Source organism: Phaeobacter sp. HF9A, assembly GCF_011806385.1.
In the GTDB taxonomy this organism is placed as follows: domain Bacteria; phylum Pseudomonadota; class Alphaproteobacteria; order Rhodobacterales; family Rhodobacteraceae; genus Epibacterium.
On sequence record NZ_JAATOX010000012.1, the window covers coordinates 1 to 25,455 of the forward strand.

Genomic DNA, 25,455 nt, shown 5'->3' on the forward strand with positions numbered 1-25,455 from the left:
TACCAATAAAGCGCCCTATCAGTGCCAGAACCACCGTCCAGACGGTCGGCGCCACGCCCTCCATTTAGGCGGTCGTTGTTGTTTCCACCATAGAGACTGTCGTTGCCGTCCCGACCGTGTAGATCGTCGTCGCCGTTTTGCCCCCAGAGCCTGTTGCTGCCGTCGTTGCCATAAAGGCGATCACGGTGAGCAGATCCAGAGAGGTTTTCTACGCTGGCGTAGGTGTCCCCCTCCGCATCACCAGTATTAGATGAGATGGTTAGGAAATCTGCGACGACACCGGATGTCGCGCCTTCATAGGAAACAAGATCTGTCCCGCTACCGCCGATCAACTGGTCCGCACCAGATCCGCCTTCAAGCGTGTCGTTGCCTGTTCCACCATCCAGCCGATCATTGCCATTACGGCCATAGAGCGCATCATTGCCTGCCATGCCCCAGATGCTGTCGTTCTGTGCATTGCCAGCTACGGTATCTGCATGGTTTGACGCAAAGACCTGCTCGATGCTGATCAGCCTGTCACCCTGCGCAGCCCCCCCAATTTGCGTTGCCCGGTTCAGGTCGAGGTTCACGGCGGCATCGGAATCATCATAGCGCACGCGGTCGGTTCCGCTGCCTCCGTCCAGCTCGTCGGCTCCCGCACCGCCGCTTAGATAATCATCTCCAGCAGCACCGCGGAGCGTGTCGGCTCCGCTCTCACCAAAGAGGCTGTCGTTATGATCACCGCCGCCAAGCAGATCGTTTCCGGCTCTCCCATAGAGGCTGTCAGCGCCATCCCGCCCCCACAGGGCGTTGTTTCCACCATCGCCGGCCAGCGTATCGGTGTAGTTGGACCCCTCTATATACTCGATCGAGATATAGGTATCCCCCGCCGCCTCGCCGGTATTGCTTGAGGCATTGGCGAGATCAGCCCGAACGCCAGATGATGCGTACCAATAAAGCGCCCTATCAGTGCCAGAACCACCGTCCAGACGGTCGGCGCCACGCCCTCCATTTAGGCGGTCGTTCCCGTCATCACCAAGCAGTGTGTCAGCGCCGTCACGAGCATAGAGGTGATCACCACCACCACCACCCCAAAGCCGGTTATTTCCATCATCACCAAACAGTGTGTCATCATAGTGGAGCGAACCTGCAAGGTGCTCAATCGAAACAAATGTATCCCCAGCCGCTTCGCCAGCGTTTTGGCTGGCGTCATCAAGATTAACTATGACAGCGCTGGTCGCGTCCCAATAGGCCGCCTCGTCACCACCAGAGCCACCATTCAAGTAATCCGCGCCTGCACCACCAAGAAGGGTATCGTTATGAGCCCCCCCATAAAGCGTATCATCGTCCTCTCCACCGTTGAGCACATCACGACCGGCCTCGCCATACAATGCATCGTTCTGCGATCCCCCATAGAGTTTATCATCTCCCTCGCCTCCGAGCATGGAATCGTTGTGCACATTCCCCCAAAGTTCGTCATTTCCGTTGCCGCCAAGCAGCGTGTCACTGTTTAGACCGCCTCTCATCGTGTCAGATCCCGCGCCGCCTTCGAGGCTATCGTTACCATCATCCCCTTTGAGGCTATCGTTCCCCGCCCCGCCGAAAATTTCGTCGTTGCCAAGACCGCCCGACACAGTATCTCCTACTGCGTCATCGCTCAGATCGTCGTGGAAGAACTGATCATCACCAGCGCCGAGATCAACATCGTCTGCGCCACGACCGCCCCAAACGCGGTCATTTCCGGCTCCGGCATCGAATTCATCATCTCCATCGCCGCCAATGAGCATGTCGTGCCCGCCGCCGCCATTCAGCGTATCGTTTCCGGCGAGACCTTCGAGTGTGTTGTCCAGCGCACCGCCTGTCAGATTATCTGCGTGACCGGATCCGACCAGACTTTCAATGTCGGTCAGCGTATCGCCTTGCGCGTCTCCTCCAGATGCAGTCGCGTTGGCAAGATTGACGGAGACAGCTGCCGAGGACTGCTCGTAACTCGCTACGTCAAGAATACCGCCGCCACCATTGAGGACGTCCGCGCCGCTGCCACCTTGCAAAATATCCCGGCCATCGCCGCCTGTCAGCGTATCGGTTCCATCGCCGCCAAAAAGCCAGTCGTCGTCGTGACCACCATTCAGGAGGTCGTTGCCAGCCCCTCCGTACAGCACATCAAATCCATCATCGCCAGACAACGTATCGTTGCCGTCGCCGCCGAACAGTTCGTCCGCTCCGGCGCCACCAGTGAGAGAATCCTGCCCTTCACCGCCACTCAGCCCGTCTGCGCCCGTGCCGCCGTCCAGCAGATCATCGCCGCTGCCACCGTAAAGCGTATCATAGCCACTCTCGCCAAACAGAGTGTCGTTGTGATTGCCGCCACTGAGCATATCAGCGCCGCCACCACCGCTCAGGCTATCATGACCGTTGTCGCCCCAAATGCGGTCTGAGCCGGAACCGCCATCGATTGTATCCTGATCATTGCCGCCGCTGATGAGGTCCGCTCCGGTGTCGCCATAAATATTATCATTGCCATCACCACCAACAATCTGATCCGAGCCGCTGCCACCTCTCAGCGTGTCATGGCCACTATCGCCAGAAAGAATGTCCGAGCCGCTGCCTCCATTAAGAACTTCACTACCGGAATATCCTTGAAGAGTGTCCTGCCCGGCCCAGCCATCTCCACTGGTAGTGACGATCGCCTCACCGATGGTTGCACCGGTCGTATACCGACCATCACCATAGTAGTAGGTTTGCGCGTCTCCCATCCACGTGTCGGGGCTCGACCTTTGATAATCATCGCTAGTATCCAACGACGTGTCTGTGCTCAGCTCTCGAACCCGACCGTCAGCAAAACGGACAAACTCAATATCCTGTAAATCGACAATGATCTTGTTGGAGGCATTCACGTAGTTCACCAATTGCCACTGGTTTCCTCCGATGTGCCGTATTCGATCAACAGAATTCACACTCAACTGCAATGTATCGCTACCGATGCCGCCCTGGACGACGGACCAACCAAAATTGGCGTCGCCATCATATTGTTCGTCCGGTTGCAGATAGAAGGTGTCATCTCCGCCACCGCCAATGAGCAAATCATCCCCGCGCCAGAAATACAGATGGTCCATACCCTGGCCCCCACGCAGGGTATCGTCGCCACGGCCACCATTTAGATGGTCGGCCCCTTTGCCGCCATCCAGAATGTCATCGCCATTACCGCCGTCCAACGTATCGTGACCGGTCCCGCCAATCAGGTCATCATCACCATTGCCACCATCTAGAACATCGTGGCCTTCTCCTCCCATAAGGAGATCATCATCGGCGTTCCCCTTCAGGGTGTCCGCACCACTGCCGCCACTCAGAACATCATCGCCGTTGCCGCCATCCAGAATGTCATCGCCATCGTCGCCGGAAATGTAGTCGTTACTCTCCCCGCCCCGAAGTGTATCGTCGCCACCGCCACCGCCGAGCGCCAAGTCATCAAACAACCCTGCGCCGCTCAGACTGTCGTTACCGCCTCCGCCATAGGCGATCTCAGCTGTGTGATCGACAAGCGAGAAACTAACTGCCGCATCACCGGTTACGATGATGGTATCTCTCCCGCCATCACCCTGCACATTGCCACCATCGAAGTCGTCGGCATCCACAAACAGGATATCATTGCCACCATAGCCACGGATGGTGTCCGTCCCGGCATCTCCTGACAACATATCGTCATTATTGCCGCCTCGAATTACATCGTCACCAGCGCCGCCAGATATTTGCAAAGATCGCGAATGGCCATTCGCGTCCAGATTGTTCGATCTGCTGTCTCCAGTCGCACCGTCAAGAACATCTGTGACCAGATTGATGTCTGCGCTGCCGGAACCGTCCATTTCCGCATAGCGGAAGGTCTCGCCTGTCTCAAACTCAATAGTATGGATGCCGTTAACCGTATCCTCACGCCAACCGAGGGTACTATGGCTGAGAGACACATCACCGACAGCGCTGGTTGCAACTTTGCCCCCCTCGCCATCCGATACGCCAAAGTCCAGCACTGATCCATCATGCGTAAAAGAGGCCAACCCAAACAGAGTGTTACCATAGATATGGATATCGTCACTTTCGTCGGCATACATCGCCGCATTGTCTTCTGCGGTTTGTGGGGATTCTCCATCATAATTGAGGTTGATCTCGGTGATCCCCCACTCCGCCAGAGTCTTTAACTCGCCTTCATCCGCTTCACCGTCCTGATCTGCGTCTTGCCAAATTCGAAGCTCATTCCAAACATCGTCCGCTTCGTTCAGAACACCATCGTCATTATAATCAAATGCCCGCCGCACGGCTTGGAGGTCGGTATCGCCTTCTTCGCCCCACAGCTCAAATGCCAACTCCCGCGCCTGGTCAATGACACCATCGCCTGCTCCGCGCGTCCCATCTGCGTTCAAGTCGAGCGCAAGGAAACCATCGTCAGGACCCGCCCAAGAGGTTTGTTCCTGGAAACCATCATCGTCCCAGTCGAAAAATACGCTCTGATCGAAGCCAATCTCTACGCCATTGCCATCAAGATCGAAAATGATAGGCACATTTGCGCCAGTCTTGTCACCGGTAAATGTCACCCCGCCCGTGTCGAAGGTGTAGCCACCACCTCCGGGTGAAGGGGTTGTATTCCCCCCGGCGACGTCCGACAATGAGGGTTCTGAGGAGTCACCACCGACACCGTAGCCTCCACCACCGCCGTTACCGGAATTACCGCCGTTACCGGAATTACCGCCGCTACCGGAATTATCGCCAGTGTCTGATTGATCACCACTAGAGTGATTTTCTGAAATTACGACACCCGACCGATAGTCAGCCTCAACACGCGCCGTAATAAATTGAGCGTCTCCTGCCACCTGTGAGCCAATATACACTCCATTTTCGGCGTCGTAATGCAGGCCAAGCTCTGCTTTACCACCAACGCCCATACCCTCACCCAACACGCTAATTTGCGCTGCTGCGATAGCCCCAAAACCTACACTTGTTTCAACCTCAGTCCCCAATACACCACTGATAATGCCTTCAGAAAAATCAACTGTTACCGTGAGGTCACCTCCCACTCCAAGGTACCCACCGACAGACAACTCTAGTGTGTGCGTTGCAACGTTATATGAGCCGCTGGCTTCTACACCCGCGCCAAGCCCTAGCGCCGCTCCTGCAGAATAGATATTATCGGATGGGTTATACCTCGGGTTTGCGGGGGAACCAATGCTCCGTGTGAACTCGCCAAGAGCGGTGACCGAACCTTCCATCTTTCCAGAAATGAAACTACTTCCAGCTCCACTCCCATTAGAATAACTAAAATCAACAATTGTATCCCCATTATTTGAGGATGAAAAATTCACACGTCCCATTTAAGAAACTCTTTCTCTTAATTATTCATTGAAGAAAAGCCACAACGCATCCGCGGCAGTTTTTAACTATAAAAACTTAAATACCTGCGCCGATTTAGAAAAGCTTCCTGAACGCTACTATCAAAATGACGGGGAAGGCCACCCCGAGCATCAGAATTCTCGTGAGAAGATGTATGAAGTATGATACGTTATGGAAGCCTGAGAAGGTCGCGGCGCAGATGACAATAAGGAAAAGAACCATGCAAACGAAAATAAAACTTTTCGCTGGTTCGTTTATAACCAAGTTTGCCATTTTAGTGTAGGCGTTCATAATTTTTCTCATTGTAGATACGGCCTTTCAACCTCACGCCAATCCTATACGGCGTCCCCCCCAACGGATCTACCGCAACTTGAATACTATTTTGCCCTTCAAAATCGTGAAATCAAGCCTTTTCTCTGGGTATGTTGTTTGGCTTCGCGTAACCTTGCAGTTTTGGGTAGCTCAGAGGCTTTTCCACTCCAATAGGCTGAGGGGATTCATGTCGTCAATCCCGCATGGTAGCTGACTTGGTCGCAAAGAAGCCATGCAGCAGTTGGGACCCTCAAACGAGAAGACTGATCAGCCCCACTTGAGTGGTCCAAATTGAAAGTTAGTGCATGGTTGGCCTTTGGTCCATCGAGCCGATGGCCTCTGGAGCCGGTGGGCGGTAGCCCAGAGCACTGTGGGGTCTTTTGGTATTGTAGTGTTTCCTCCAGCTTTCGATGATAATTTGCGCCTCACGTAGCGAGTAGAAAACTTCCCCGTTCAGCAGCTCGTCGCGCATTCGCCCGTTGAAGCTTTCGCAATAGCCATTCTCCCAAGGTGACCCTGGTTCAATGAACGCAGTTTTGGCCCCGACAGCTTTGATCCAACCCCTGACAGCCTCCGCAATGAACTCTGGGCCGTTGTCAGATCGGATATACGCTGGGACACCACGCAATATGAACAGATCCGTCAGCGCGTCGATGACTTCGGTCGAGTTCAGCTTTCGCTTCACCCGGATCGCAAGACACTCTCGGCTGTGTTCGTCCAGGATGTTCAATGTCCTGAACGCCCTGCCATCATCTGTCCGGTGATGCACGAAGTCGTATGACCAAACGTGATTGCGATACTCCGGCCGCAGCCGGACACATGATCCGTCGTTGAGCCAGAGCCGTCCCTTCTTGGGTTGCTTCATTGGAACCTTTAGCCCCTCTCGCCGCCATAGACGTTCGACACGTTTATCGTTCACCTGCCAGCCTGCGTCTCTCAGCAGAGCGGCAATCCGACGGTAGCCGTAAATTACGCCAGATCCTGTCCAAGAGATGGGAAGTAGCTCACCCTGCGGGAAGCCCAAATCCTGATCGAACAATGGCGAGTTCACTACAATACTGTCAGGCCGCATAGCGCATTGGGCTACCGTCCGCCTGCTCCAGAAAGCATCGCGCCGATGGACCAGAGGCCCACGATGCACTAACAATCAAACCGGACCACCCGATGGGGGCACGCCAGAAGACCAAGACCGGAACAGAGCTAACCTAAGTTAGCGGACTCCAAGGGGAGCAGGTCAGTCTGTTCGGTGTCGTTCTAGCAGGCGTTGCGATCTGGATGGTTGTCAACTGAATGCATGTGCTTGCGGTTGCCCCTCGGCCCCGGAGACCATCGTCCCGATGGACCAAAGGCCAGTCATGCACTAACTTTCAAAATGGACCTCTCAGGTGGGGGCCAATCAGCGTCTATGCCGGGCTTCTGGCCGGCACATGATCGTCGGGAGCGGGCATTGCGACACTGCGGCCGGGTGCCGCTTACTTTTGGCGCTCACTCGTTCTGTGGCTCGGCATCTTCCAGACCCGTCGGCGTTGCGGACAACATGTCGTCGAACAGCGCCTTCCACTGCGTATCCGGCAAAGACAGAAGACCGAAGGCCTTGAGCAGGAATGCACCTTCAGCGGCGAGGAAGGTCGTTGCCAACCGACGGTCTCCCGGCTTCGACAGATCAAGTCGCCCAAAGCGGGCGGCGTACCAGTCGCGTGTCTCTGCCAGTTGGTCAGGATGCTGAAACAGCGCGGTCACGGCGACGGCTGCGCGGGAATGGTCGGCCTCCTCCGCATCTCGCATCGCCGCAAGATGCCCCCGGATCAACGCCTGTGCCGAAGGATCGGGCCCGGTTCGCTGGGCCACGTCGGCGTCGAAGGCCTCTTCCCAGCGGGTGATCATCGATCTGATCAGGTTGTCGCGCGTCCCGAAGGCGTATTGCACGCCACCCTTAGTGATCCCCGCAGCTTTCGCCACGGCGTCGAAACTGAGCGCTGAAGCGCCTTCGGTCATCACGAGCGCCTCGGCTGCATCAAGAACTTTGTCACGGTCGATAGAGCGGGGACGTCCGGCCATTTTGTCTCTTTCATTACGATACGACTGTATTTATATGCGCAGCCATGTGATGCAAGCCTAACACGACTCTCCAAGGAGACCCCAGATGCTTCCCCGCAACCGTTGGCTCGTGCTGGCGATCGTCTCAAGCTCCCTGTTCCTGATCGTCATCGACGTGACGGTGCTTTATACCGCACTGCCACGCCTCACACAGGATCTTGCCGCGACGGCCTCCGAGAAACTGTGGATCGTGAACGCATATCCGCTGGTTGTAGCGGGCCTCCTGCCAGGCATGGGCGGTTTGGGAGACCGGGTCGGCCACAAGCGCATGTTCCTCGCCGGGCTGGCGGTCTTCGGTCTCGCCTCGCTGGCCGCAGCTTTTTCCCCGACGCCCACGGCGTTGATCGCGGCACGGGCGCTGCTGGCCGTGGGTGCATCGATGATGATGCCGGCCACCTTGTCGCTGATCCGCCTTACCTTTACCGACGAGAAAGAGCGCGCCTTCGCCATCGGCATCTGGTCCGCCGTCGCCTCCGGCGGTGCGGCCGCGGGGCCGGTCGTCGGAGGCCTCTTGCTGGAGTGGTTTTGGTGGGGGTCGGTCTTTCTCATCAACGTGCCAGTCATCGTTGCAGCCCTTGTCGGCGGCGCGCTGATACTGGTCAATCGGCGTCCCGAAATGTCGCATCCCTTCGATCTTGCGGGCTCGGCCCAGGTGATGATCGGGCTGGTCGGTCTGGTCTACGCGATCAAGGAGGTCGCCAAGAGCGACCCGTCCTTCGCAGCCGCGGGCATCGCTCTTGCCGCCGGAGCCGTCGCCATATGGGCTTTCGTGCGCCGCCAGCGGTCGAGCGCGCATCCGCTAATCGACTTCGCGCTCTTCCGCAATGCGCGCTTTGCCTCTGGTGTGGTTGCGGCCCTGGTGGCCGCCGGAGCCCTGATCGGGGTCGAGCTGGTCTTCAGTCAGCGCCTGCAGCTGGTCCTCGGCCTGTCGCCGCTGGAGGCAGGGTTGCTGATCCTGCCGATTTCGGCCGCGTCCTTCATAGCCGGCCCGCTGACGGGCCTTGCGATGCCGCGCCTTGGGGAGGTCCGAGTGCTGACCTCGGCGCTGGCGCTGACGGGCCTTGCGCTGCTGGCTTTCCTGCTGACACATCAGGGACCGACAAGCCTCTGGCTTTCGGTCCTGGCGGTCATGGGCTTCGGAGTTGGAGCCACCATGACGGCCGCGTCAAGCGTGATCATGCTATCCGCACCAGAGGATCAAGCTGGCATGGCAGCCTCGGTGCAGGAGGTTTCGTTCGAACTCGGTGGCGCCGTCGGTATCGCCATTCTCGGCAGCGTCATGACCGCGCTCTACACCCGAGCCATGACCGTTCCTGCGGGGCTCAGCGCAAACGTCACCGACAGCATCGATCAGGCGTTACTGATTGCCGAGAGCTTGAACGGCAGCGCTGCCGCGCACCTCACGTCGCTCGCCCGGGACGCCTTCGACGAAGCTTTCGTCGGCGTGATTGCAGTTGCTTCCGTCGTAGTCCTAGGCGCGGCGCTCTGTATCTGGCGCCGGAGGACGTAACATACCCGTCACGCCATGCGCGGCTTCAGCCCCTCTCGCCGCCATAGCCGTTCCACGCGGTTGTCATTCACATACCAACCCGTATCTCTCAGCAGCGCCACATTCGCCGCAAACTGGCCTGTGGCCTTCCGGCGCTTCGGCATTTTCGTATCCCCTCAATAGGTTTGGGCTATACCTGAGCCGACTGTGCAGTTTTCTGGAACCACCTCACGGTTCAGAACATCGCGGGGCGGACCGACCCTAGAACTCAGTCACCTTGGTTGATTGTGTCGTCGTGTGATGACAGCCTCTCTGCTCCGCTCGTCACCACGATCAGCAGCGATATCGCAGCCATGACGGCCGCGAAGACCAGAATACCTTCGAAGTGGCCCCGATAGACATCGATGTAGCCGCCAAACCAAGCATTTCCCGCGCCGTGCATGACCGCCGCCACAAGAACGCTTCCGCGCGTGTTATTGAAGACCCAAGTATATTGCACGGACCATGCAATGCAAAATAGCGTGTAGCCGCCGACAGCGGTCAGCCAACCTCCGTCCTGAAGCCACTGGCTTTGGACCGTGCCGGGGGCGAGGAACAGGGGAATATGCCACATGCCCCAGCACACCCCAATGACAAGGCTGGCGCCAAGGGCCGTGTGCTTGCGTTTCAGCCGCGGCAAGGCGAAACCGCGCCAGCCGAATTCCTCGCCGAAACCGGCCAGCAGGGTCAAGATCAGGATCATCGGGATCACCTGCCAGATCGGTTTCAAGTGACTCCAATCCGGGTATGGTCCGCCCAGGGCATGATAGAGATACAGGGAGGCAACCGCGGGAAAGATCGGAAAGAACAGGGCAAAGGCCCACCAGAACCAGCCGACGCGCCATATCAGTGCCCTGCGCATCAAGTCCCGGACGCCGGCCCAACCATTTTCCATTGCGACAAGCAGGAACGCCGCAAGGCTGGCGCTGAACGCGCCAAGCTGGCTGATCCCGGATGGCCGGGCGCCGGAGGCAACGGCCAGGATAGGTGCCGTCCCGAGAGCCATGGCAACAACGGTCAAGAGGACAGCAGGATATGCTTTCAGCAGAGACGGCATGGATGGCCAGCCTTTCGGAAATTGCCTAGGGATCAGCCAGCATCGCTGTGCGCAGCCCTAAACTTTGGCGAAGCTATTTGATCTGTCGAAAAGGTTTCATGGATATGCGCTTTGCAAAATCGGAATGCCGCCCTTTCGGATCAAGAGTAGCGGTTTGATTTTTTATGCGGCAGGATGCGCCCGACGCTGCGCTGCGTGATATGTCTTGGAAGGCCAAAGACGGCATGAGATTGTCTCCTGCCACTGCGTGTCCAAACACCATGCCCCGGTCCAAGAGGCAGTTGCCCTCGGCGCAGCAGAAAGTCGCAACTTTGTTTTCCGCATGTCTCGGCCGGTTTGGTGTCGACATTCATTTCAAGAGTGCCTTGCACATCAAATGATACAGAAAGGCTGACTGCCGTGATTGCTGTGGATATCGCGACCGTAACATTGGTGACGATGACATTCGCCATTGCTCTGTTCGGTGCGAGCGTGATGGCTGGGGATCAGGGACAGCGCCAGCTGAACAGTGGCTTGATCGCGTTTCTCCTGATTGCGGCATTCGACAATGTCGCGGTCTTGATCGGACTGTGGGACGCATATGACGCGCTGCTTTGGATCGGTAGCCTCGAACCCGTTGTCATTTTTCTCTATGGCCCGGCCATTTATACATATGTTTTGACAGTGACAGGAACGGCCCCCTCTCGGCGCCATGTCGCTCTGCTGTACGGCGGTCCGATGGCGGTTGCGCTCTTGCTCTTTGCCGCCGCAGCCCAGTTGCCGCGCGACGTGCGGCTGGCCATGATTTCATCCATGCCAGTGTCGGACCCCGCGCGGGCGGATCTGGCTGGAATGATCATGATCGCGATGCAGTATTCCTTTGTCGCGATCACCTTTGGCTACCTTGTCGCGTGCTGGCGCGCTCTTGATGACAACTTGCGCCGGGTCGGAGCGCTTTTTTCTTCCATCGAAGACCGCACGCTCAGGTGGCTGCGTGTGGTGATGATCCTCATTTTCCTTGCCTGGGTGCAGGCCGCGTTGCAGCCCTTGCTCGCCGGGACCCTGGAAGATGGCGATTGGGCTGAGAGGATCGACGCTGGGATAACCCTGACCTGGGTGACGATGCTGGCGTTTTTCGGCATTCGCCAGCGTCCCGTACTACAGGAACCCGACCGGCGGGCGACCGCGGTTCCGGCGGTGGACACGGTCACCGAAAAATACGCGCGCTCCGCCTTGGGCGCTGACAGGATGCAGAAACTGGGGGAGCGTATCACGCTCTTGATGCAGCGAGATGCGCTGCACCGTGACTCCGCTCTGTCGCTGCGCCGTCTTGCCGAACAGGTCGGAGCCAGCCCGAACTATGTTTCGCAGACGCTCAACGACCACCTGGGGGTCAGCTTCTTTGATTTTGTCAACGGTTTCAGGGTCGACGAGGCAGAAGAACTGATGCGCACCACAGATCGCAGCATCACCGAGATCGCGCTGGACGTCGGGTTCAACTCCCGGTCCACCTTCAATGCCGCCATACGCAAGCACCGTGGCATGTCTCCCTCCGAGCTGCGCAAAGGGGGAAAGGCGCACCGCGCCGATTGACCGAACCGTCCCGTCCGAACGTTGAAATGTCCTGTCCTGCCTGACCGGACGCAGAGCGGCTTCCGCTCTGTCATGGATCTGTTGGTGCGCCTGACCGGCGACACCTTCGAGCGAACAGGCAAAAGGACGGTAGGAATGAACCGAGATATACGCGACCGCTGTTGCGAACTGACCATGATATTTCTTGTTGCTGTGTGTTTGGACCCTGGCCAGGCGCGCGCACAGAGCAAGGGGTCCGGCTTTTCGATCGGCCTCTATGCGGCGACGGCAGTCTCCCCCTTTGGCGCTGCGGCGTCTGACAATGCCCTGATACCGGCCTTCGATTATACGAGGGGCCGTTTCAGCATTGGCACCTCTGGCCTTGGCTTTGATGTGGTCAGCACTGACCAGATCACCCTCACCGCCAAGCTGGCTCCTAGAACCTTTGCCGACCCCACTTCGGTGCCGGGCCTTGGCCATCTGGACCGCGACATCGCCCTGGAGGCCGGGGTGGCGGCAGAGCTGCGCTATGGCCGGATTTCGACCGGCATCGAGGCGCTCACCGATGTTTCCGACACTCACAGGGGGACAGCGGTTCGGGCCAGTGTTGGAACCGCCTTCACCCCCGCGCCGCGGTGGGGCATTGCGCTAGAGGCCGGAGCCACCTGGATGGATGGAAATCTGGCGACCTACAGCTTTGGCGTCCTCCCAAGCGAGGCGCGCGGCACGCTCGCCGCATATTCGGTTCAGAATCTGGTGGTGCCGTCGATCGGGGTCCGGTCGAACTATGAGCTTACCGACCGGCTCGCGCTCGTCGCGGGGGTGTCGGTCGATTTTCTTCCAAGGCAGGCGACCGACAGTCTGATCGTGAAACGGGACACTCTAACCTCTGCGATGATCGGGTTGCGTTTTGAGTACTGAGGCAGCCCATCAGCGACCGGCGCGCAGGACAGAGGATGGCTCCGCGCAGCTCCCACAATGGTCGGCGGCGGGCCTGCTGGGGCTTTGGCTTCTGGTCACCTTGCCGATGGCGGGATTGTCCCTCGGTCTTGCCCCCTATCTCATTGCGCGCCTTCCCGATGCGGACCCTGGGCTGATCTTCTGGAAGACCATCATCGCGGGCATGGCCTGGCAAACCGTGGTCTCCATCGGGGTGCTCGCCTGGGAGGGGCAGGGGTGGACCCTCGACGCACTCCGGCGCGGTCTTTGGCTGCGCGCGCCATCTTTGCACGGCACAAAACGGGCCAATTGGGCTATCCTCTGGAGGTTGGTTCCTGTCGGTGTTCTCTGTGTTCTTGCCGTTGATAGCGCCTTTGGATGGCTTGATGCGGTGCTTGCCGCGCGGTTGCCGGAATGGCTGGTGCCATCTTACGCAGACATCACCGCTCTCGCCACCGCGGCGAACAAAGGCAACTGGAGCCTGCTTTGGATCGCCCTCGTGTCGAGTGTCTTCAACTATGGTCTGGGAGAGGCGCTCTTCTTTCACGGGATTCTGCTGCCCAGGATGGTGCAGACCTTCGGTCGCCGGGCCTGGGCCGTCAATGCCGTGGCCTTTGGGCTCTATCACGCGCACAAGGCCGCTGTCTGGCCCACGGTCATCCTGTCCTGCGTCGCGTATAGCTGGCCGGCGCAATACACGCGCTCGATCTGGCCCGCGCTGCTGATCCACGGCTTTGAAGGTCTCGTCCTGATCGCAGCCGTGCTCCTGGTCGTTCTGGGCGGCCCTCTTTGATTTCACTCTGAAACCTAAACTTGATCGCATGGAGACCCGAAATGCGAAAATTATTGATGACCGCCGCTATTCTTCTGGCAGCCACCTATGCCGCCGTTCTGAGCCTGTTGGCCTTGCCGGATTGGAATTTCCCGCGGCAGGAGGCGCCGCGGCTGGTCGATCAGACGCTTGCGGACCCTGAAGACGCGCTGACCTTTGCCTTCACGTCGGGCAATTCGGATGCACAAGCCCAAAGGCGTCTGTTGCTTGTCACCGAGATCGGACTCGACAATGTTTTCGCCATCGACCTGTCCCCGCATCTTCCCCCGGGAAGCCATGATGCCTTTGACGCCGTCGATATTCTGGGCTGGGCGGACCTCGTCCAGATGGCCTCACAAGGGGCAAGCGATTTTTTCCCGATAGACAGCCTCCTTCCGGTTGCCGAGGGGGAGGCGCATGTGGCCTTCGGAACGAACTTCCAGAGCCACGGCAAGGAGGTGGAAAACGAGGCACCCTTTGCCTTTCCGCGCCTGACACGGCCCTCCGCCGCCATGACTGAACTTGCCGTGGACAGTCAGGCGGTTCTCCTGGATTACGAGGTCGAGCTCTGTATGCGCTTTGATCGCGATATTGCCGTGCTTGGCGATTTCGAGGCCGCCCGCAAGGCGATTTTCCTATGCGGCGATTTCACAGATCGCGCTGCCCTACTCCGCGGGATGCCAGAGGGAGAGAAGACGTTCAGCGGGATCGGCTTCACCGATGCCAAGAGTTTGCCGGGGGCCTTCCCCACTGGTCCGGTGTTGGTCATCCCGCGCGACTGGCGCAGCTTCGTCAAAGAGGAGTACATCGCGACGGAATTGAACGGACAGCCGATGCAATTTGCCAGCGGCGCGGACATGCAGCTGGACTTTGGGCAGATGGCGGATTTCACGTTGCAGCGCGCTGGTGCCGATGACTGGGTCCATCAAGGCAGCGCAATCCCGTTGATACCGGGCCGCGTCATCCGCAAGGGCCAGGTGCTTCTCTCTGGAACCCCCGAGGGCGTGCTGCTGCGCCGCCCGAGCCGACGAACCATTCTGGCCAATGTTGGAAGCTATCTGCTGCTGGGCGGGGCCTTTTCCGGCCGCTCACCCTATCGCTACATCCTGGAAAACTTCATCCAAAGCGGGCTCCGCGAGGGCGCTATGTTGCAGCCCGGCGATACAGTGGTCCATCGCGCGACCCGCCTCGGAACGATCAAGACGCAGATAAAGGAAAAGGGCACGACAGGATGAGAACAGGTTCAACCTATTGCTTGTGTTTGCTGCGCCAACCGTAGCGAGTTGGCCGCCTGTATGTCGTACCCCGATCAGCATCGGGCAGCGGGCTGGTCGGGCGGGGGGCGGGATGCTGCGTTGCGCTTAGCCCGACCCCAGAATTGCGGCCAGATCATCCTGTGGATCCGGTCGCGCGTTCATGTCGAGCCCGCTTTGGATGTGTTCAAGATGCGAGATCAGCAACCGCTCTGCCTGTTCCGGGTCTTGCGACTGGATCGCCTGGAGAATGTTGCTGTGCTCATCATCCGGGCAGCTGGCGTTCTCGGACGATCCAAAAAGACCAACGATCAGCGACGTGCGCGTGACCAGTTCCCGCATCATGCGGAAGATGAACTTATTCCCCGTCGCCTCGGCCAGTTTGGTGTGAAATTCACCTGACAGGCGAATGATTTCCGTGCGCTCTTTGTTGCGTCGCGCCGTGTCCTCAAGCGCGATGTGATCGACCAGAACCGTCAGGTCCAGGTCCTCGGCGCTTTGCGCCAATTGGCGCACCAGCGGCGGCTCGATCAACATTCTGGCGGCGAAAACCTCGTTCGCCTCGGATTGGTCGGGGCAGGCGACATAGGCGCCGCGATTGGACTCCAGCTTGATGATTCCCTGACTGGACAGCAACAGCAGCACCCGGCGGATTCGCATACGCCCGACCCCGAAGGTCTCGCAAAGGCGCGCTTCACTCAGTTTGGTATTGGGCGCCAAGCGCTGCTCCATCACGGCCTTATAGATGCGCTCAACAATAAAACTCTCATCCGGCCCCGCTTTGGAGCTCGATGTGGTTAGGCTGTTTTGCTGCGGATCGGAGGGCACAAGATCACCTTCAAGACTAACGGGTTTTACAACGTTGGTTGGCGGTAAACGCCTAAACTTCGATCAATGTAAGGGCAAATCTCAGAATTTGTCGATCAGATTGTCAAAAGTGTTGACAAAGATTGTTAACAATACTTCGCTGAAGGCGCGGCATGAACGGAGTCTCCACCTCACTGCCGGCCAAAAATAGCGCGAAACGCGCCGAAATCGAATCCAACGGGAGTTGAGACATGCAACGAAGAACACTTATGAAGGCGGCCCTGACAGCCGTAACGCTGACGGCACTGGGCACCAGCGCCGCTGTCGCGGAAAATCCGGTTCTGAAGATCGGTTTTGTCGGCGTCACCAGTGGCCCGGCGGCGGCCTGGGGGATTTCCAACCAGCGTTCGATGGAAACCCGCGCGGCCTGGATCAACGAGACCGGCGGCGTCACCATCGGCGACACCACCTATGATATCGAGATCGTTTCCTTTGACGACCAGAAAGACCCCAAGCGCGCGATCGCGGGCATGGAGAAAATGGCGCAGGAAGGCATCCACTATGTGGTCGGCCCGAACGTCGATGACGGCGCAGCAGCCGTGCGCCCGGTCGCCGAAGCCAACGGGATCATGTATTTCCCCTATGCCTTCCCGAAATCTCTCTATGAGCCGCCCGCATCAAACGCGGTTCTCGGCATGGTCGCCAACTATCAGTCCGGCCCGGCGATCTACAAATATCTGATGGATGAAAAGGGCGTCAAAAGCGTTGCCTTTATTGCCGCCAATGAATCCGATCCGCTGAGCCAGCGTGACGGTGGCGTGGCCGCTGCCGAGGCGCTGGGTCTGGATGTTGTTTCTGCCAATGTCACTTATCAGGTCGATACCACGGATTTCACCCCGGTGCTGACGCCGGTCATGCGCACGCGCCCCGACCTGCTGGTTCTGTCCGGCGTGTCGCCGGCAAACGCGCCCCAGCTGATCCGCTCGGCACGCGAGCTGGGCTTTGAGGGCATCATCTCCACCGAGACCGCGCAGGACGCTGGCGTTCTGGCCGAAGGCGCCGGTGATCTGGCGAATGGCTTTATCTCGGTCGGTGGCGCTTCCACACCCGAGCTGGCCTCGCCGATGATGAACGAATTCGTGCAGCGGTATACCGACATGTTTGGCGAATATAACGATGAGTCCAACACCAAGGTTTACGCGCTGGAGTACATCCTGGAGACGCTGAAGGCCGATCCCGCCGCGATCTCCGACGTGGATGCCTTCAAGACCACCATGGACAGCTTTGAAGCGCCCAACCCCTATATGAACGGCGATGCCAAACTGCGCTATGTCGGCATGTCCTCCTTTGGCCAGAAACGTCAGGTTGCGGTGCCGCTGGTGGTGAATGTCTACAAGGATGGCGCCTTCGAGACGCTGTTCGTCGCCGAAGTTGACTAAGAAACGTCCCCGACTGCTTTGAACTGAGCAGAACCTCCCTGGGCCTGTGAAAGGGCCCGGGGGCTTTTCCAACAAGGAAAACTCCATGGAACAGATACTGGCGAATGGCGTCTATCTGGGGTCCCAATACGCGATGATCGCGCTTGGTCTGACCCTGATTTTTGCGCTGATGAACGTCCTGAATTTCGCGCACGGGCAGATGTATGTCATCGGTGGCTTTGTCACCTATACAGTCTACGGCCAGTTGGGCCTGCCATTTGTCGTGGCGCTTGTGATGTCCTGCGTCACCCTGGCGATCCTGGGGGCGCTGATTGAAAAATTCCTCTTTGCGCCGGTGATCAAGGGATCCGCCCGCGAAGAAAGCACCATGCTTCTGGCCGCCGGGATCGCCTTCTTTCTGGATGCGCTGATCCTGATCATCTTTGGCGAGAAACAACGCGGTGTGCCAAAGATCGTGAATGGGGTTTTTAACTATGATTTCCGACTGATCATGCCCTATGACCGCATCCTGATCTGCGGTCTGGCGATCCTGTCGATCGTCGCCTTCATCGGCCTGATGCAATACACCAAGACGGGCCGCGCCCTGCGTGCCCTGGCGCAGGATCGCACCGCCGCCCAGCTGATGGGCGTGAATGTTGACCGCTATTCGATGATCGGTTTTGCCCTTGGCGCGATGCTGGCCGGGCTGGTCGGTGGTCTTTTGGTCACCATCACCGGCGTCAACCTCGGCATGGGCGGGCCGACCTCGATCAAGGCCTTCATGATGGTGATGATCGGCGGCGCGGGGGTGATTTCCGGCGCCATCTGGGGCGGGATCATCCTTGGCTTCATGGAGGCGATCGGCCTCGCGGTGCTGTCCCAATACGGCGACATCACCTATCTGCTGATCTTCATCTCGCTGATGATTTTCCTCGCCATCCGGCCTCAGGGCCTGATGGGCAAGCCGTGGGGTTGAGCGCATGATGGGTTTTTCTTCAAAACAGATGATGGGCCTTGGCGTCTTTCTCTTTGCGATCTTTGTCGGCGTGCCGCTGCTGATTGGCGCAACGGGACGCTGGGATTTCTACTTCACGCTGACCTCCGTCGCGCTGCTGGCAATTGCAAGCGCGGGCGTCTGGCTGACCTTCTACATCGGCCGGATCAACATCGGTCAGGGCGCATTTGCCCTGATCGGCGCCTATGTTTCGGCCATCCTGGTCGTCAAGGCGGGCTGGTCTTTCTGGCTGTCGCTGCCCGCCGCGGGCCTGTTTGCCGCCCTTGTTGCGGTGCTGATCGGCCTGCCGATCCTGCGGCTGCGCGGGGTCTATTTTGCCATGATCACGCTGGTTCTGACGCAGGTGGTAACGCTGACCGCGCTGGCCCTGCCGATCACCAATGGCGCCAAGGGGATCTCGAACATCCCGCTGCCCTCGGGGCTGTCGCTGTTCGGCATTCCGCTCATTCCCGATTTCGGCAGCATGGAAAATACCAAGCTGGCCTTTTATCTGACCGCCTGCATTCTGATGGTGGTGACCTATGCGGCGCTCTACCGGCTGGTCAATTCGCGGCTGGGTCACCTTTGCCGCTCGATGCAGCAGAACGAAGAGCTGGCCAGCTCCATCGGCGTGAACATCGCCTATATCCGCATCGTGATCTTTGCGATTTCCAGCTTCTTTGGCGGTCTTGGCGGTGCGATGTTCGGCTCCATCGCGCAGTCGGTCTACCCCTCCAGTTTTCAGGTCGCGGATTCGGTGAACTTCATGCTGAACTGCTTCCTTGGCGGGCTGGGTTATGTCTTTGGTCCGATGCTCGGCACGCTTGTGCTCTACTTCGGCTGGGACCTGCTGTTTGAATTCGGCAAGTACCAGATGCTGATCTACTCAACCCTCCTGATCCTGATCATTCGCTTTCTGCCCAATGGCTTGCTCAGCATCCGTTTCAGCAAGGGGGATAAATCATGAGCAGCCTCATCCAGGTCAAGAATGTCACCAAGAAATACGGTGGCCTGACGGCAAACAACGACATCAGCTTTGATGTGGGCGAACACGAGATCCTCTCGGTCATCGGCCCGAATGGCGCTGGTAAATCGACCCTGTTCAAGATGATTTCCTCGTTCACGCCCACCACCTCCGGCGAGGTGCTCTATCGCGGCGAGCGGATTTCCAATTTGAAACCGCATATCGTGGCCCGCAAGGGCGTGGTGCGCACCTTTCAGGAGACCACGATCTTCAAGAGCATGACCGTGCGCGAAAGCGTCGTGGTCGCCCAGCACCTGCGCGCCAAGGCCTCGCTTGCCGGGTATTTCTGGGGCTCCAGAACCGCGCAGGATGATGTGGCTGCCTTTGGCAAATACGCCGACGAGCTGCTGGAGTTCCTCGGCATGTCCGAGATCGCCAACGAGCTGGCGAGCAATCTGCCGCAGGGCAATCTGCGGGCGCTTGGCATCGCCATCGGCTTGGCCACCGCGCCCAAGGTGCTGCTGCTGGACGAACCCTTTGCCGGCATGAACCATGACGAGACCATGAATATGGTCAATCTGGTGCGCTCAGTGCGGGATGAGCGCGGCGTGACCATCATGCTGGTCGAACATGACATGCCGGCGGTGATGAGCATCTCTGACCGGATTGTGGTTCTGAACTTTGGCGAAAAGATCGCCGAGGGCACACCGTCTGAAATCCAGAACAATGAAAACGTCATCGAGGCCTATCTGGGCAGCGCGGACGACGAGATCGGGATGTAAGCCATGACAGCCATGTTGGATTTCAAAGATGTCGAACTGTACTACGATCACGTCTACGCGCTGAAAGGCGTGTCGCTACAGGTCAATCAGGGCGAGACCGTCGCCCTGATCGGCGCCAATGGCGCGGGCAAATCCTCGATCCTGCGCGCCATCACCGGGCTGGCAAAGCCAGCGCGCGGATCCGTGACATTCGAGGGCGCGCGTGTCGATGGCACTGATCCGTCGGCCATCGTCAAACGGGGCATCGCCATGGTGCCGGAAGGGCGGCGGGTGTTTCCCTATATGTCGGTGAAGGACAACCTGATGATGGGGGCCTTCACCCGCAGCGACAAGGCCGAAATTCAGGCCACGCTGGACAGCATCCTGACCCGCTTTCCCCGCCTCAAGGAACGTTACAGCCAGGCAGCGGGCACGCTCTCGGGCGGCGAACAGCAAATGATGGTGATCGGGCGCGCCCTGATGGCCAAGCCCAAGCTGCTCTTGCTGGACGAGCCCAGCCTCGGCATTGCGCCCAAGCTGGTGCAGGACATTGCCCGCTCGATCGTGGCGATCAACCGCGACGAAGGGGTCTCTGTGCTGCTGGTCGAGCAGAACTCGCGCATGGCGCTCAGCATTTCGCATCGCGCCTATGCCATGGCCACCGGGAATGTGGTGATCGAGGGGAACTCGAAGGAGCTCCTGCATGATGATCGGATCAAGGCCGCCTATCTTGGCGCAGAGGTGTAAACAATAATGAAAATTCTGGTTATCAACCCCAACACCACCAGCTCCATGACCGACAAGATCGGGGCAGCGGCCCGGGCCGTTGCCCGCCCGGACACGGAGATCATAGCCACCAATTCGCAAAACGGTCCCGCAAGCATTCAGGGCTATCTCGATGTTGCGACCTGTGTGCCGGGGTTGCTGGAAGAGGTCGCACGCCACCCCGACGTCGATGCGATCGTCATCGCCTGTTTTGACGATACCGGCCTCAACGCGGTGCGCACTTTGGTGTCGGTGCCGGTTCTGGGCATCGGCGAGGCCGCCTATCACGCCGCCAGCATGGTCGCCAACAAGTTCAGCGTGATCACGACCCTGTCCCGATCCGTGCCGGGGCTTGAGGACAACCTGACGCGCTATGGGCTTGCCCAGAAATGCGCCAGGGTGCGGGCAACGGAAATTCCGGTGCTGAAGCTGGAAGAAGGCGACCCGGCCACCATGTACAAGATCCGCTCGGAAATTCGCGAGGCCATCGACCAGGACTACGCCGAAGCCATCGTGCTGGGATGTGCGGGCATGGCCGACCTCATGGCTGACCTCAGCGCCGAGTTCGGCCTGCCCGTCATTGATGGGGTCGCCGCCGGGGTCACCTTTGCCGAAGCCTTGGTAAATACCAAGCTCAAGACCTCCAAGATCGGTGCATATTCAAGCCTTTAGTCAGAACCTCCGGCGGTGCGGTCATCGTTCCGCCGGTGCAGCGGCCAGTGCAGGAAAGCGGGCGACGGCCTGCCGCGCCTCCGCTGTCCAGAGATCAAGCGCCTCGCGATCCTGCTCTGGCAGCGCTCGGTGCCGAGGGGCGCGCGGCTGCGGGATCGGGCTGGCAGCATCAAGCCATGCTGCATCCTGCGAGATCTGCAGAAAGTCTGCCAACCCCGCAAGTCGTGGGCGCGGCTGCTCAATGATGTCTTCGTAGCGCAAAACATGCAGCTGCTCCGGCGGGGTTTGTGCCAATCCACGTAGCCCGGCCAGGGTGATGGCGGACCAGAATGCCGCACAATCCTGCAACGAGGGCGGCTGCGCCATAATCCGGCGCATGGGCAGCAAGCGCGCGCCCAGCAGCTCCGCCAGCCAGATCCGACGGGAGCGCCCCAGATGCGCGTCGGCAGAGAGTACATCAACACCGGCGCGGCGGGCCTGTTTCCACATCCAGATCACAAATCGCGCTGGTTTGTAATTCTGCATCGACAACGCTGTATCCCGCCCATCGCGCAGCAGCAGAACCTTTTTGGCCTCGGGAAACAGCGCGTTCAGCGTAGGGGCCGCCAACAGGGAGCCGCCGGAGCGTTCGATCCAGAGGCTCGCATTGCTGTCTTGGGCAAGACAGTGGAACAGGTGCCGATAATGGTCCGCCCGCCTCTGCCTGGGCGCGGCGCAGATCATCGGCGCGAGCTGATCAAAGACCGGGTCCGGGTCATCAAAGAGATGCGGCAGCGTCACCGCCAGCAGGGGCGGGCAATTGTCGGGATCAAACCGGCGACGCGCAACCCGGTGATAAAGGAACTCCTCCGGGGCGACGCTCGGATTGGCCAGCTGCCGCAGCAGCGGCGTCGGGCGGGAGAGCTGCCGCCAGAACGCGGCACCGCTGATATGCCCCGGCAGCAAGGCCCGCGACGCCTGCATGGTGAGCAGTTCAGACAGGCTCAACACCTCGGGATGCATCCGCAGGATCTGCGAAAGCATGGTCGAACCACTGCGCGACGCGCTGAGAAGAAACGCCCCCCGCATCATCGTGCCGCCCACCGCATATCCGGGCCAAGGCGGCACTCGACACGGCGCAGTTTGCGACTCGGATCAAAGGTGAGCGTTGCCCTTTTCTGGGTGATCCGGCACGTGGCCTGACGGCAGGCAAGGAGCTGATCAACAGCGGTCGCGGCGGCTTGTGCGGCCTCGTCAGGCAGGTCGGTCGTCAGCCGGAGCTCGATCTCATCGACAGCAACCTGGATCAGCCGGAAATCCGTGATCCGCCGGTCGCTGTCCAGAATTGCATTGCGCAGCACATCTGGCGTCAGGAACACCGGCCCCGCCGCGCCGGTCAGGTGAAAACAATCATCCACGCGGCCGACGACCTCCTCGACCAGACGCAGCGGCGAGCCGCAAGCGCAGGGCCGCTCTGCCAGGCGCAACAGGTCGTTCATCCGATATCGCGCGAGGATCTGCGTCTGTCGCCGGAAACTGCTGATCACCGGATTGACCAGTCCGTTGCCAGCTGGCTCAAATTCAAAGAACATCGACTCCTCCGCCAGATGCAGTCCGCCCTGTCGGCAGGTCACCGCCAGCAGCCCTTCGGTCGCCATGTAGATCTGTTCCAGCGCTTGCCCGAAACAGGTTTCGATCACTGACCGGTCCATCGGGTCCAGCGTTTCTGCCGCTGAAAAGATACGCTGCGGGCGCAGCCGGAACTGCTGTTGCGCGACATGGCGCAGGAGCTTTGGCGGTGCGATAAGGACGCTGGGATCGAAGGCCTCCAGCTCTGTGCGCCAGTTCTCCGGCCCGCTGCGCAGATCAAAGAACCGCAGCTGCATCAGCGGCAGGCTGCGCGCGCTGTCATAAAGCCGGGTGTCCTGTGGCAGGATGATCGCGACCCGCTGGCGACGGCCCCACAAGCCGCCCATGGTCTTGGCCAGCACGGTGCCAAGCCAGCGGTAGCGCTCGGGCTCGGAAATCACGAACACCCCGCGATTGCCGCTGGTGCCGGTGCTGGCGCCGACGGTGAAATCCCCGATGCGGCAGGTGTCGCCGATGGCCTGCCAGGCCTGATCGGCAGAGATCCCGGCACGGTTGTATGCAGCGAAATCCGCCATCAGTGTGGCCTTGTCGCGGATCGGCAGGTCTTGCAGCTCGGTTGCCCCGCCCTGATAGGCGCGGACACCTCTAACGTCGCGCGCCAGCCAGCGCCGGAGCATGCGGTGCTGCCAGTGGTCAAACGCTGCGCGGCTCAACCCCGGACGGGCCATGCGCGTGGCGGTCACAAAGGCCGAGGCAGTCTCCAATGCGGCCCTCATGCCCCGGCCTCGCTGGAAGGCAGGTCATAGCGGGTGGCGGCAGGGTCATGGCAGAGCATCAGTTCACCGCCCGCCGCCTGAAACCTGCGCAAGGCCGCAGCGGTGCTGCCGAGTGCCGTCGGATCATCCGCAATCCACCCCGCGGCCCCCCCCGGAGAGCGACCCGGGATAAGTGCTGCCAACAGCCATTGGGCATCAACCGCGTAGAGCAGCGGCGGGTCGAGCTGCGGGAAATAGAGGCCAAACTGCCCGGCGGCGTGACCGGGCAGCGCCACCGCCAACACGCTGCCATCGCCAAAGAGATCCCCGGCCTCGGAAAAGCCGACAGGCAGAGCGGCAGCTTTCGCCGCAGGCATCTGCTCCAGAGGAGACAGCCGGGCCTCAAAATCCGCCGGAAGCAGTTCGGGAAATACGCCGTGACGCAGGTTTGCCCAGGCTCGGTTTTGCTTGATCCCACGCCACGCGGCGGCGCTGGCAATAAACCTGGCCTTGGGAAACAGCCGCAGACCGGAGACATGATCGGCGTGGAAATGGGTGAGGATCACGCAAGCGATATCCGCAGGCCCAAGCCCGTGGCGGGCCAGAAAGACCTCTGGCTGTTCGGCGGCGTTCATTTGGGGGCGCAGAAGCTGGCCATAGGCGCGAAGGGGCAGGCTGCGACCGGGGGCCGCAAGGGAATGCGCGGTGTAGCCGGTATCAATCAGCACCGGCCCAATCACCGGATGTCTGACCAGCCCATAACGAACCCGCAAGCGGATCCGGCGCCAGCCCCCGCCCTTTAAGAGCAGGGCCTCGGGCGCGGCGACCCAAGCGCTATTGGCAAAAAGCGGCTGCATCACGGGGCGCCCTTGGCAAAGGTCATGTCCAGCCCCTCGGCAAAGCGGACCTGGGGTGACCAGCCCAGGACGCGCCGAGCCTTGTCGATATTCAGGCTTTGTGCATAGGCAAATAGCGCCAGCCCATAGCGTGTGACCAAGGGTTCAGGCTGGCCCGGGCTGTATCGGGCGATGCCCTCCGCCAGCGCGGCCATGGCCATCAGCGGGCGTAACGGCAGGCTGCGCCACCTCAGTGCGACGCCCGCCCGTGTGCAGGCTTGCCCGGCGATTTCGGTCACCGGCAGCACCTCGCCGCCGGAAATATTGAAGATTTCGCCCTCTGCCGATTGATCCGCCAGAAGGGCCGCAAGTGCCGCGCCCGCGGCATCGCTCACATGGGTCAGGTCAATGCGCGCCTGCCCCCCTCGCAACAGGGGCAGGGGCCTGCTGCGCGCAGCGGCCAGCAGACGGGGCAAAAGGGCGCTGTCCCCGGCGCCATAGATCCCACGCGGGCGCAGCACAACGGGGCCCAGATCGGCATGCGCGAGCACCAGTTGCTCTGCGGCGCGTTTGCTGGCGGCATAGGGATTGAAGGGGCGGGGCAGCGGCATGTCTTCGCTCACCCCCAGCTGGTCCTGCATCGCGAAATAGACCGAGGGGCTTGAGATCAGCACAAATCGCTGCACGCCCTGGCTGCGGGCAAATCGGAGGAGATTGCGCGTGCCCGTGACATTGGCCCGCTCGAAATCCGCGCGCGGACCAAAGGGCGCAGACAGGGCCGCGCAATGCAGCACTGATGTGACTTCGGCCAGTTCCGCCGGGACCTGCTCCGGCAGGGGTGTGGCCAGATCCCAGCGCAGAACCGGGTGGCCCTCTGCGGCCAGATCTGCGCATTTTTCAGGGTCGCGCCCCTGCGCCACCACCGGCAGATCCCGCGCGCGCAGCAGACGCAGGACCTCTGCCCCCAGAAACCCGGTCGCGCCGGTGACCAGAACGCGCCCCGCCACG

Annotated in this window: 19 protein-coding genes and 3 pseudogenes; 12 read left to right on the plus strand and 10 right to left on the minus strand. The window is 59.9% G+C overall.

Features of this window, described 5'->3' with window-relative positions; genetic code table 11:
- Together HCZ87_RS03700 and HCZ87_RS03705 are read right to left on the minus strand one after the other, a co-directional pair.
- A pseudogene (locus tag HCZ87_RS03700) lies at positions 1–5,339 on the minus strand (calcium-binding protein); the annotation flags it as partial.
- A gap of 629 nt (positions 5,340–5,968) precedes the next feature.
- Positions 5,969–6,637, minus strand: a pseudogene (locus HCZ87_RS03705) (IS3 family transposase); the annotation flags it as partial.
- A 39-nt stretch (positions 6,638–6,676) separates the two neighbouring features.
- Between HCZ87_RS03705 and HCZ87_RS03710 the strand changes: the two are divergent.
- Positions 6,677–6,814: pseudogene (locus tag HCZ87_RS03710) on the plus strand (integrase core domain-containing protein); the annotation flags it as partial.
- Between the two features lie 341 nt (positions 6,815–7,155).
- Here HCZ87_RS03710 and HCZ87_RS03715 read toward each other — a convergent pair.
- The gene (locus HCZ87_RS03715; protein ID WP_167642428.1) at positions 7,156–7,728 is read right to left on the minus strand and encodes a TetR/AcrR family transcriptional regulator; all 573 of its coding nucleotides are present in this window, start codon (positions 7,726–7,728) and stop codon (positions 7,156–7,158) included.
- An 85-nt stretch (positions 7,729–7,813) separates the two neighbouring features.
- Between HCZ87_RS03715 and HCZ87_RS03720 the strand changes: the two genes are divergently transcribed.
- Positions 7,814–9,277: an MFS transporter gene (locus HCZ87_RS03720; protein WP_167642429.1), complete on the plus strand. Its 1,464-nt coding sequence runs from the start codon at positions 7,814–7,816 to the stop codon at positions 9,275–9,277.
- An 8-nt stretch (positions 9,278–9,285) separates the two neighbouring features.
- On the opposite strand, the gene HCZ87_RS21180 is transcribed toward HCZ87_RS03720, so the two are convergent.
- The gene (locus tag HCZ87_RS21180; RefSeq protein WP_303048831.1) at positions 9,286–9,420 is read right to left on the minus strand and encodes a hypothetical protein; all 135 of its coding nucleotides are present in this window, start codon (positions 9,418–9,420) and stop codon (positions 9,286–9,288) included.
- A 104-nt stretch (positions 9,421–9,524) separates the two neighbouring features.
- On the minus strand, positions 9,525–10,352 hold the full coding sequence (locus tag HCZ87_RS03725) for a CPBP family intramembrane glutamic endopeptidase (protein WP_167642430.1): 828 nt from the start codon (positions 10,350–10,352) through the stop codon (positions 9,525–9,527).
- 399 nt (positions 10,353–10,751) lie between these two features.
- Here HCZ87_RS03725 and HCZ87_RS21260 point away from each other — a divergent pair, with 399 nt between their 5' ends.
- The 4 genes from HCZ87_RS21260 (at position 10,752) to HCZ87_RS03745 (ending at position 14,888) form a co-directional block, all read left to right on the plus strand.
- Positions 10,752–11,924, plus strand: a complete 1,173-nt coding sequence (locus tag HCZ87_RS21260; RefSeq protein ID WP_167642431.1) for an AraC family transcriptional regulator — start codon at positions 10,752–10,754, stop codon at positions 11,922–11,924.
- A gap of 135 nt (positions 11,925–12,059) precedes the next feature.
- A complete protein-coding gene (locus tag HCZ87_RS03735) occupies positions 12,060–12,824 on the plus strand; it encodes a MipA/OmpV family protein (protein WP_167642432.1) in 765 nt (254 codons plus the stop codon).
- Positions 12,814–13,635 carry a CPBP family intramembrane glutamic endopeptidase gene (locus tag HCZ87_RS03740; protein WP_167642433.1) on the plus strand — a complete coding sequence of 274 codons (822 nt, stop codon included), beginning with the start codon at positions 12,814–12,816 and terminating at the stop codon, positions 13,633–13,635. The genes HCZ87_RS03735 and HCZ87_RS03740 overlap by 11 nt, the downstream gene beginning before the upstream one ends.
- Before the next feature lie 41 nt (positions 13,636–13,676).
- On the plus strand, positions 13,677–14,888 hold the full coding sequence (locus HCZ87_RS03745; protein WP_167642434.1) for a fumarylacetoacetate hydrolase family protein: 1,212 nt from the start codon (positions 13,677–13,679) through the stop codon (positions 14,886–14,888).
- Between the two features lie 126 nt (positions 14,889–15,014).
- Here HCZ87_RS03745 and HCZ87_RS03750 read toward each other — a convergent pair whose 3' ends face one another.
- The gene (locus HCZ87_RS03750; protein ID WP_167642435.1) at positions 15,015–15,734 is read right to left on the minus strand and encodes a GntR family transcriptional regulator; all 720 of its coding nucleotides are present in this window, start codon (positions 15,732–15,734) and stop codon (positions 15,015–15,017) included.
- A 230-nt stretch (positions 15,735–15,964) separates the two neighbouring features.
- Here HCZ87_RS03750 and HCZ87_RS03755 point away from each other — a divergent pair, with 230 nt between their 5' ends.
- The 6 genes from HCZ87_RS03755 to HCZ87_RS03780 all read left to right on the plus strand — a co-directional run bounded on the left by HCZ87_RS03755 (position 15,965) and on the right by HCZ87_RS03780 (position 21,287).
- Positions 15,965–17,152: an ABC transporter substrate-binding protein gene (locus HCZ87_RS03755; RefSeq protein ID WP_167642436.1), complete on the plus strand. Its 1,188-nt coding sequence runs from the start codon at positions 15,965–15,967 to the stop codon at positions 17,150–17,152.
- A gap of 85 nt (positions 17,153–17,237) precedes the next feature.
- Complete coding sequence (locus tag HCZ87_RS03760; RefSeq protein ID WP_167642437.1) at positions 17,238–18,107, plus strand: branched-chain amino acid ABC transporter permease; 870 nt, start codon at positions 17,238–17,240, stop codon at positions 18,105–18,107.
- Positions 18,108–18,111: 4 nt separating this feature from the next.
- A complete protein-coding gene (locus HCZ87_RS03765) occupies positions 18,112–19,092 on the plus strand; it encodes a branched-chain amino acid ABC transporter permease (RefSeq protein WP_175582141.1) in 981 nt (326 codons plus the stop codon).
- Positions 19,089–19,871: an ABC transporter ATP-binding protein gene (locus HCZ87_RS03770; protein WP_167642438.1), complete on the plus strand. Its 783-nt coding sequence runs from the start codon at positions 19,089–19,091 to the stop codon at positions 19,869–19,871. The genes HCZ87_RS03765 and HCZ87_RS03770 overlap by 4 nt, the downstream gene beginning before the upstream one ends.
- Before the next feature lie 3 nt (positions 19,872–19,874).
- Complete coding sequence (locus tag HCZ87_RS03775) at positions 19,875–20,597, plus strand: ABC transporter ATP-binding protein (protein ID WP_167642439.1); 723 nt, start codon at positions 19,875–19,877, stop codon at positions 20,595–20,597.
- Between the two features lie 6 nt (positions 20,598–20,603).
- Positions 20,604–21,287 carry an aspartate/glutamate racemase family protein gene (locus HCZ87_RS03780; protein ID WP_167642440.1) on the plus strand — a complete coding sequence of 228 codons (684 nt, stop codon included), beginning with the start codon at positions 20,604–20,606 and terminating at the stop codon, positions 21,285–21,287.
- A gap of 21 nt (positions 21,288–21,308) precedes the next feature.
- Here HCZ87_RS03780 and HCZ87_RS03785 read toward each other — a convergent pair whose 3' ends face one another.
- Genes HCZ87_RS03785 through HCZ87_RS03800 form a run of 4 tightly spaced genes read right to left on the minus strand, consistent with a single transcriptional unit; the run spans position 21,309 to position 25,454 of the window.
- Positions 21,309–22,358, minus strand: a complete 1,050-nt coding sequence (locus tag HCZ87_RS03785; protein WP_368484079.1) for a sulfotransferase — start codon at positions 22,356–22,358, stop codon at positions 21,309–21,311.
- The gene (locus HCZ87_RS03790) at positions 22,355–23,632 is read right to left on the minus strand and encodes a CoF synthetase (protein ID WP_167642442.1); all 1,278 of its coding nucleotides are present in this window, start codon (positions 23,630–23,632) and stop codon (positions 22,355–22,357) included. The genes HCZ87_RS03785 and HCZ87_RS03790 overlap by 4 nt, the downstream gene beginning before the upstream one ends.
- Entirely contained in the window at positions 23,629–24,468 is an 840-nt protein-coding gene (locus HCZ87_RS03795) for an MBL fold metallo-hydrolase (RefSeq protein ID WP_167642443.1), read from the minus strand. The genes HCZ87_RS03790 and HCZ87_RS03795 overlap by 4 nt, the downstream gene beginning before the upstream one ends.
- Positions 24,468–25,454 (minus strand): NAD(P)-dependent oxidoreductase, encoded by a 987-nt coding sequence (locus HCZ87_RS03800; protein WP_167642444.1) that lies wholly within the window; start codon positions 25,452–25,454, stop codon positions 24,468–24,470. Before HCZ87_RS03800 ends, HCZ87_RS03795 begins: the two co-directional genes overlap by 1 nt.
- Between the last annotated feature and the right edge of the window lies 1 nt (position 25,455).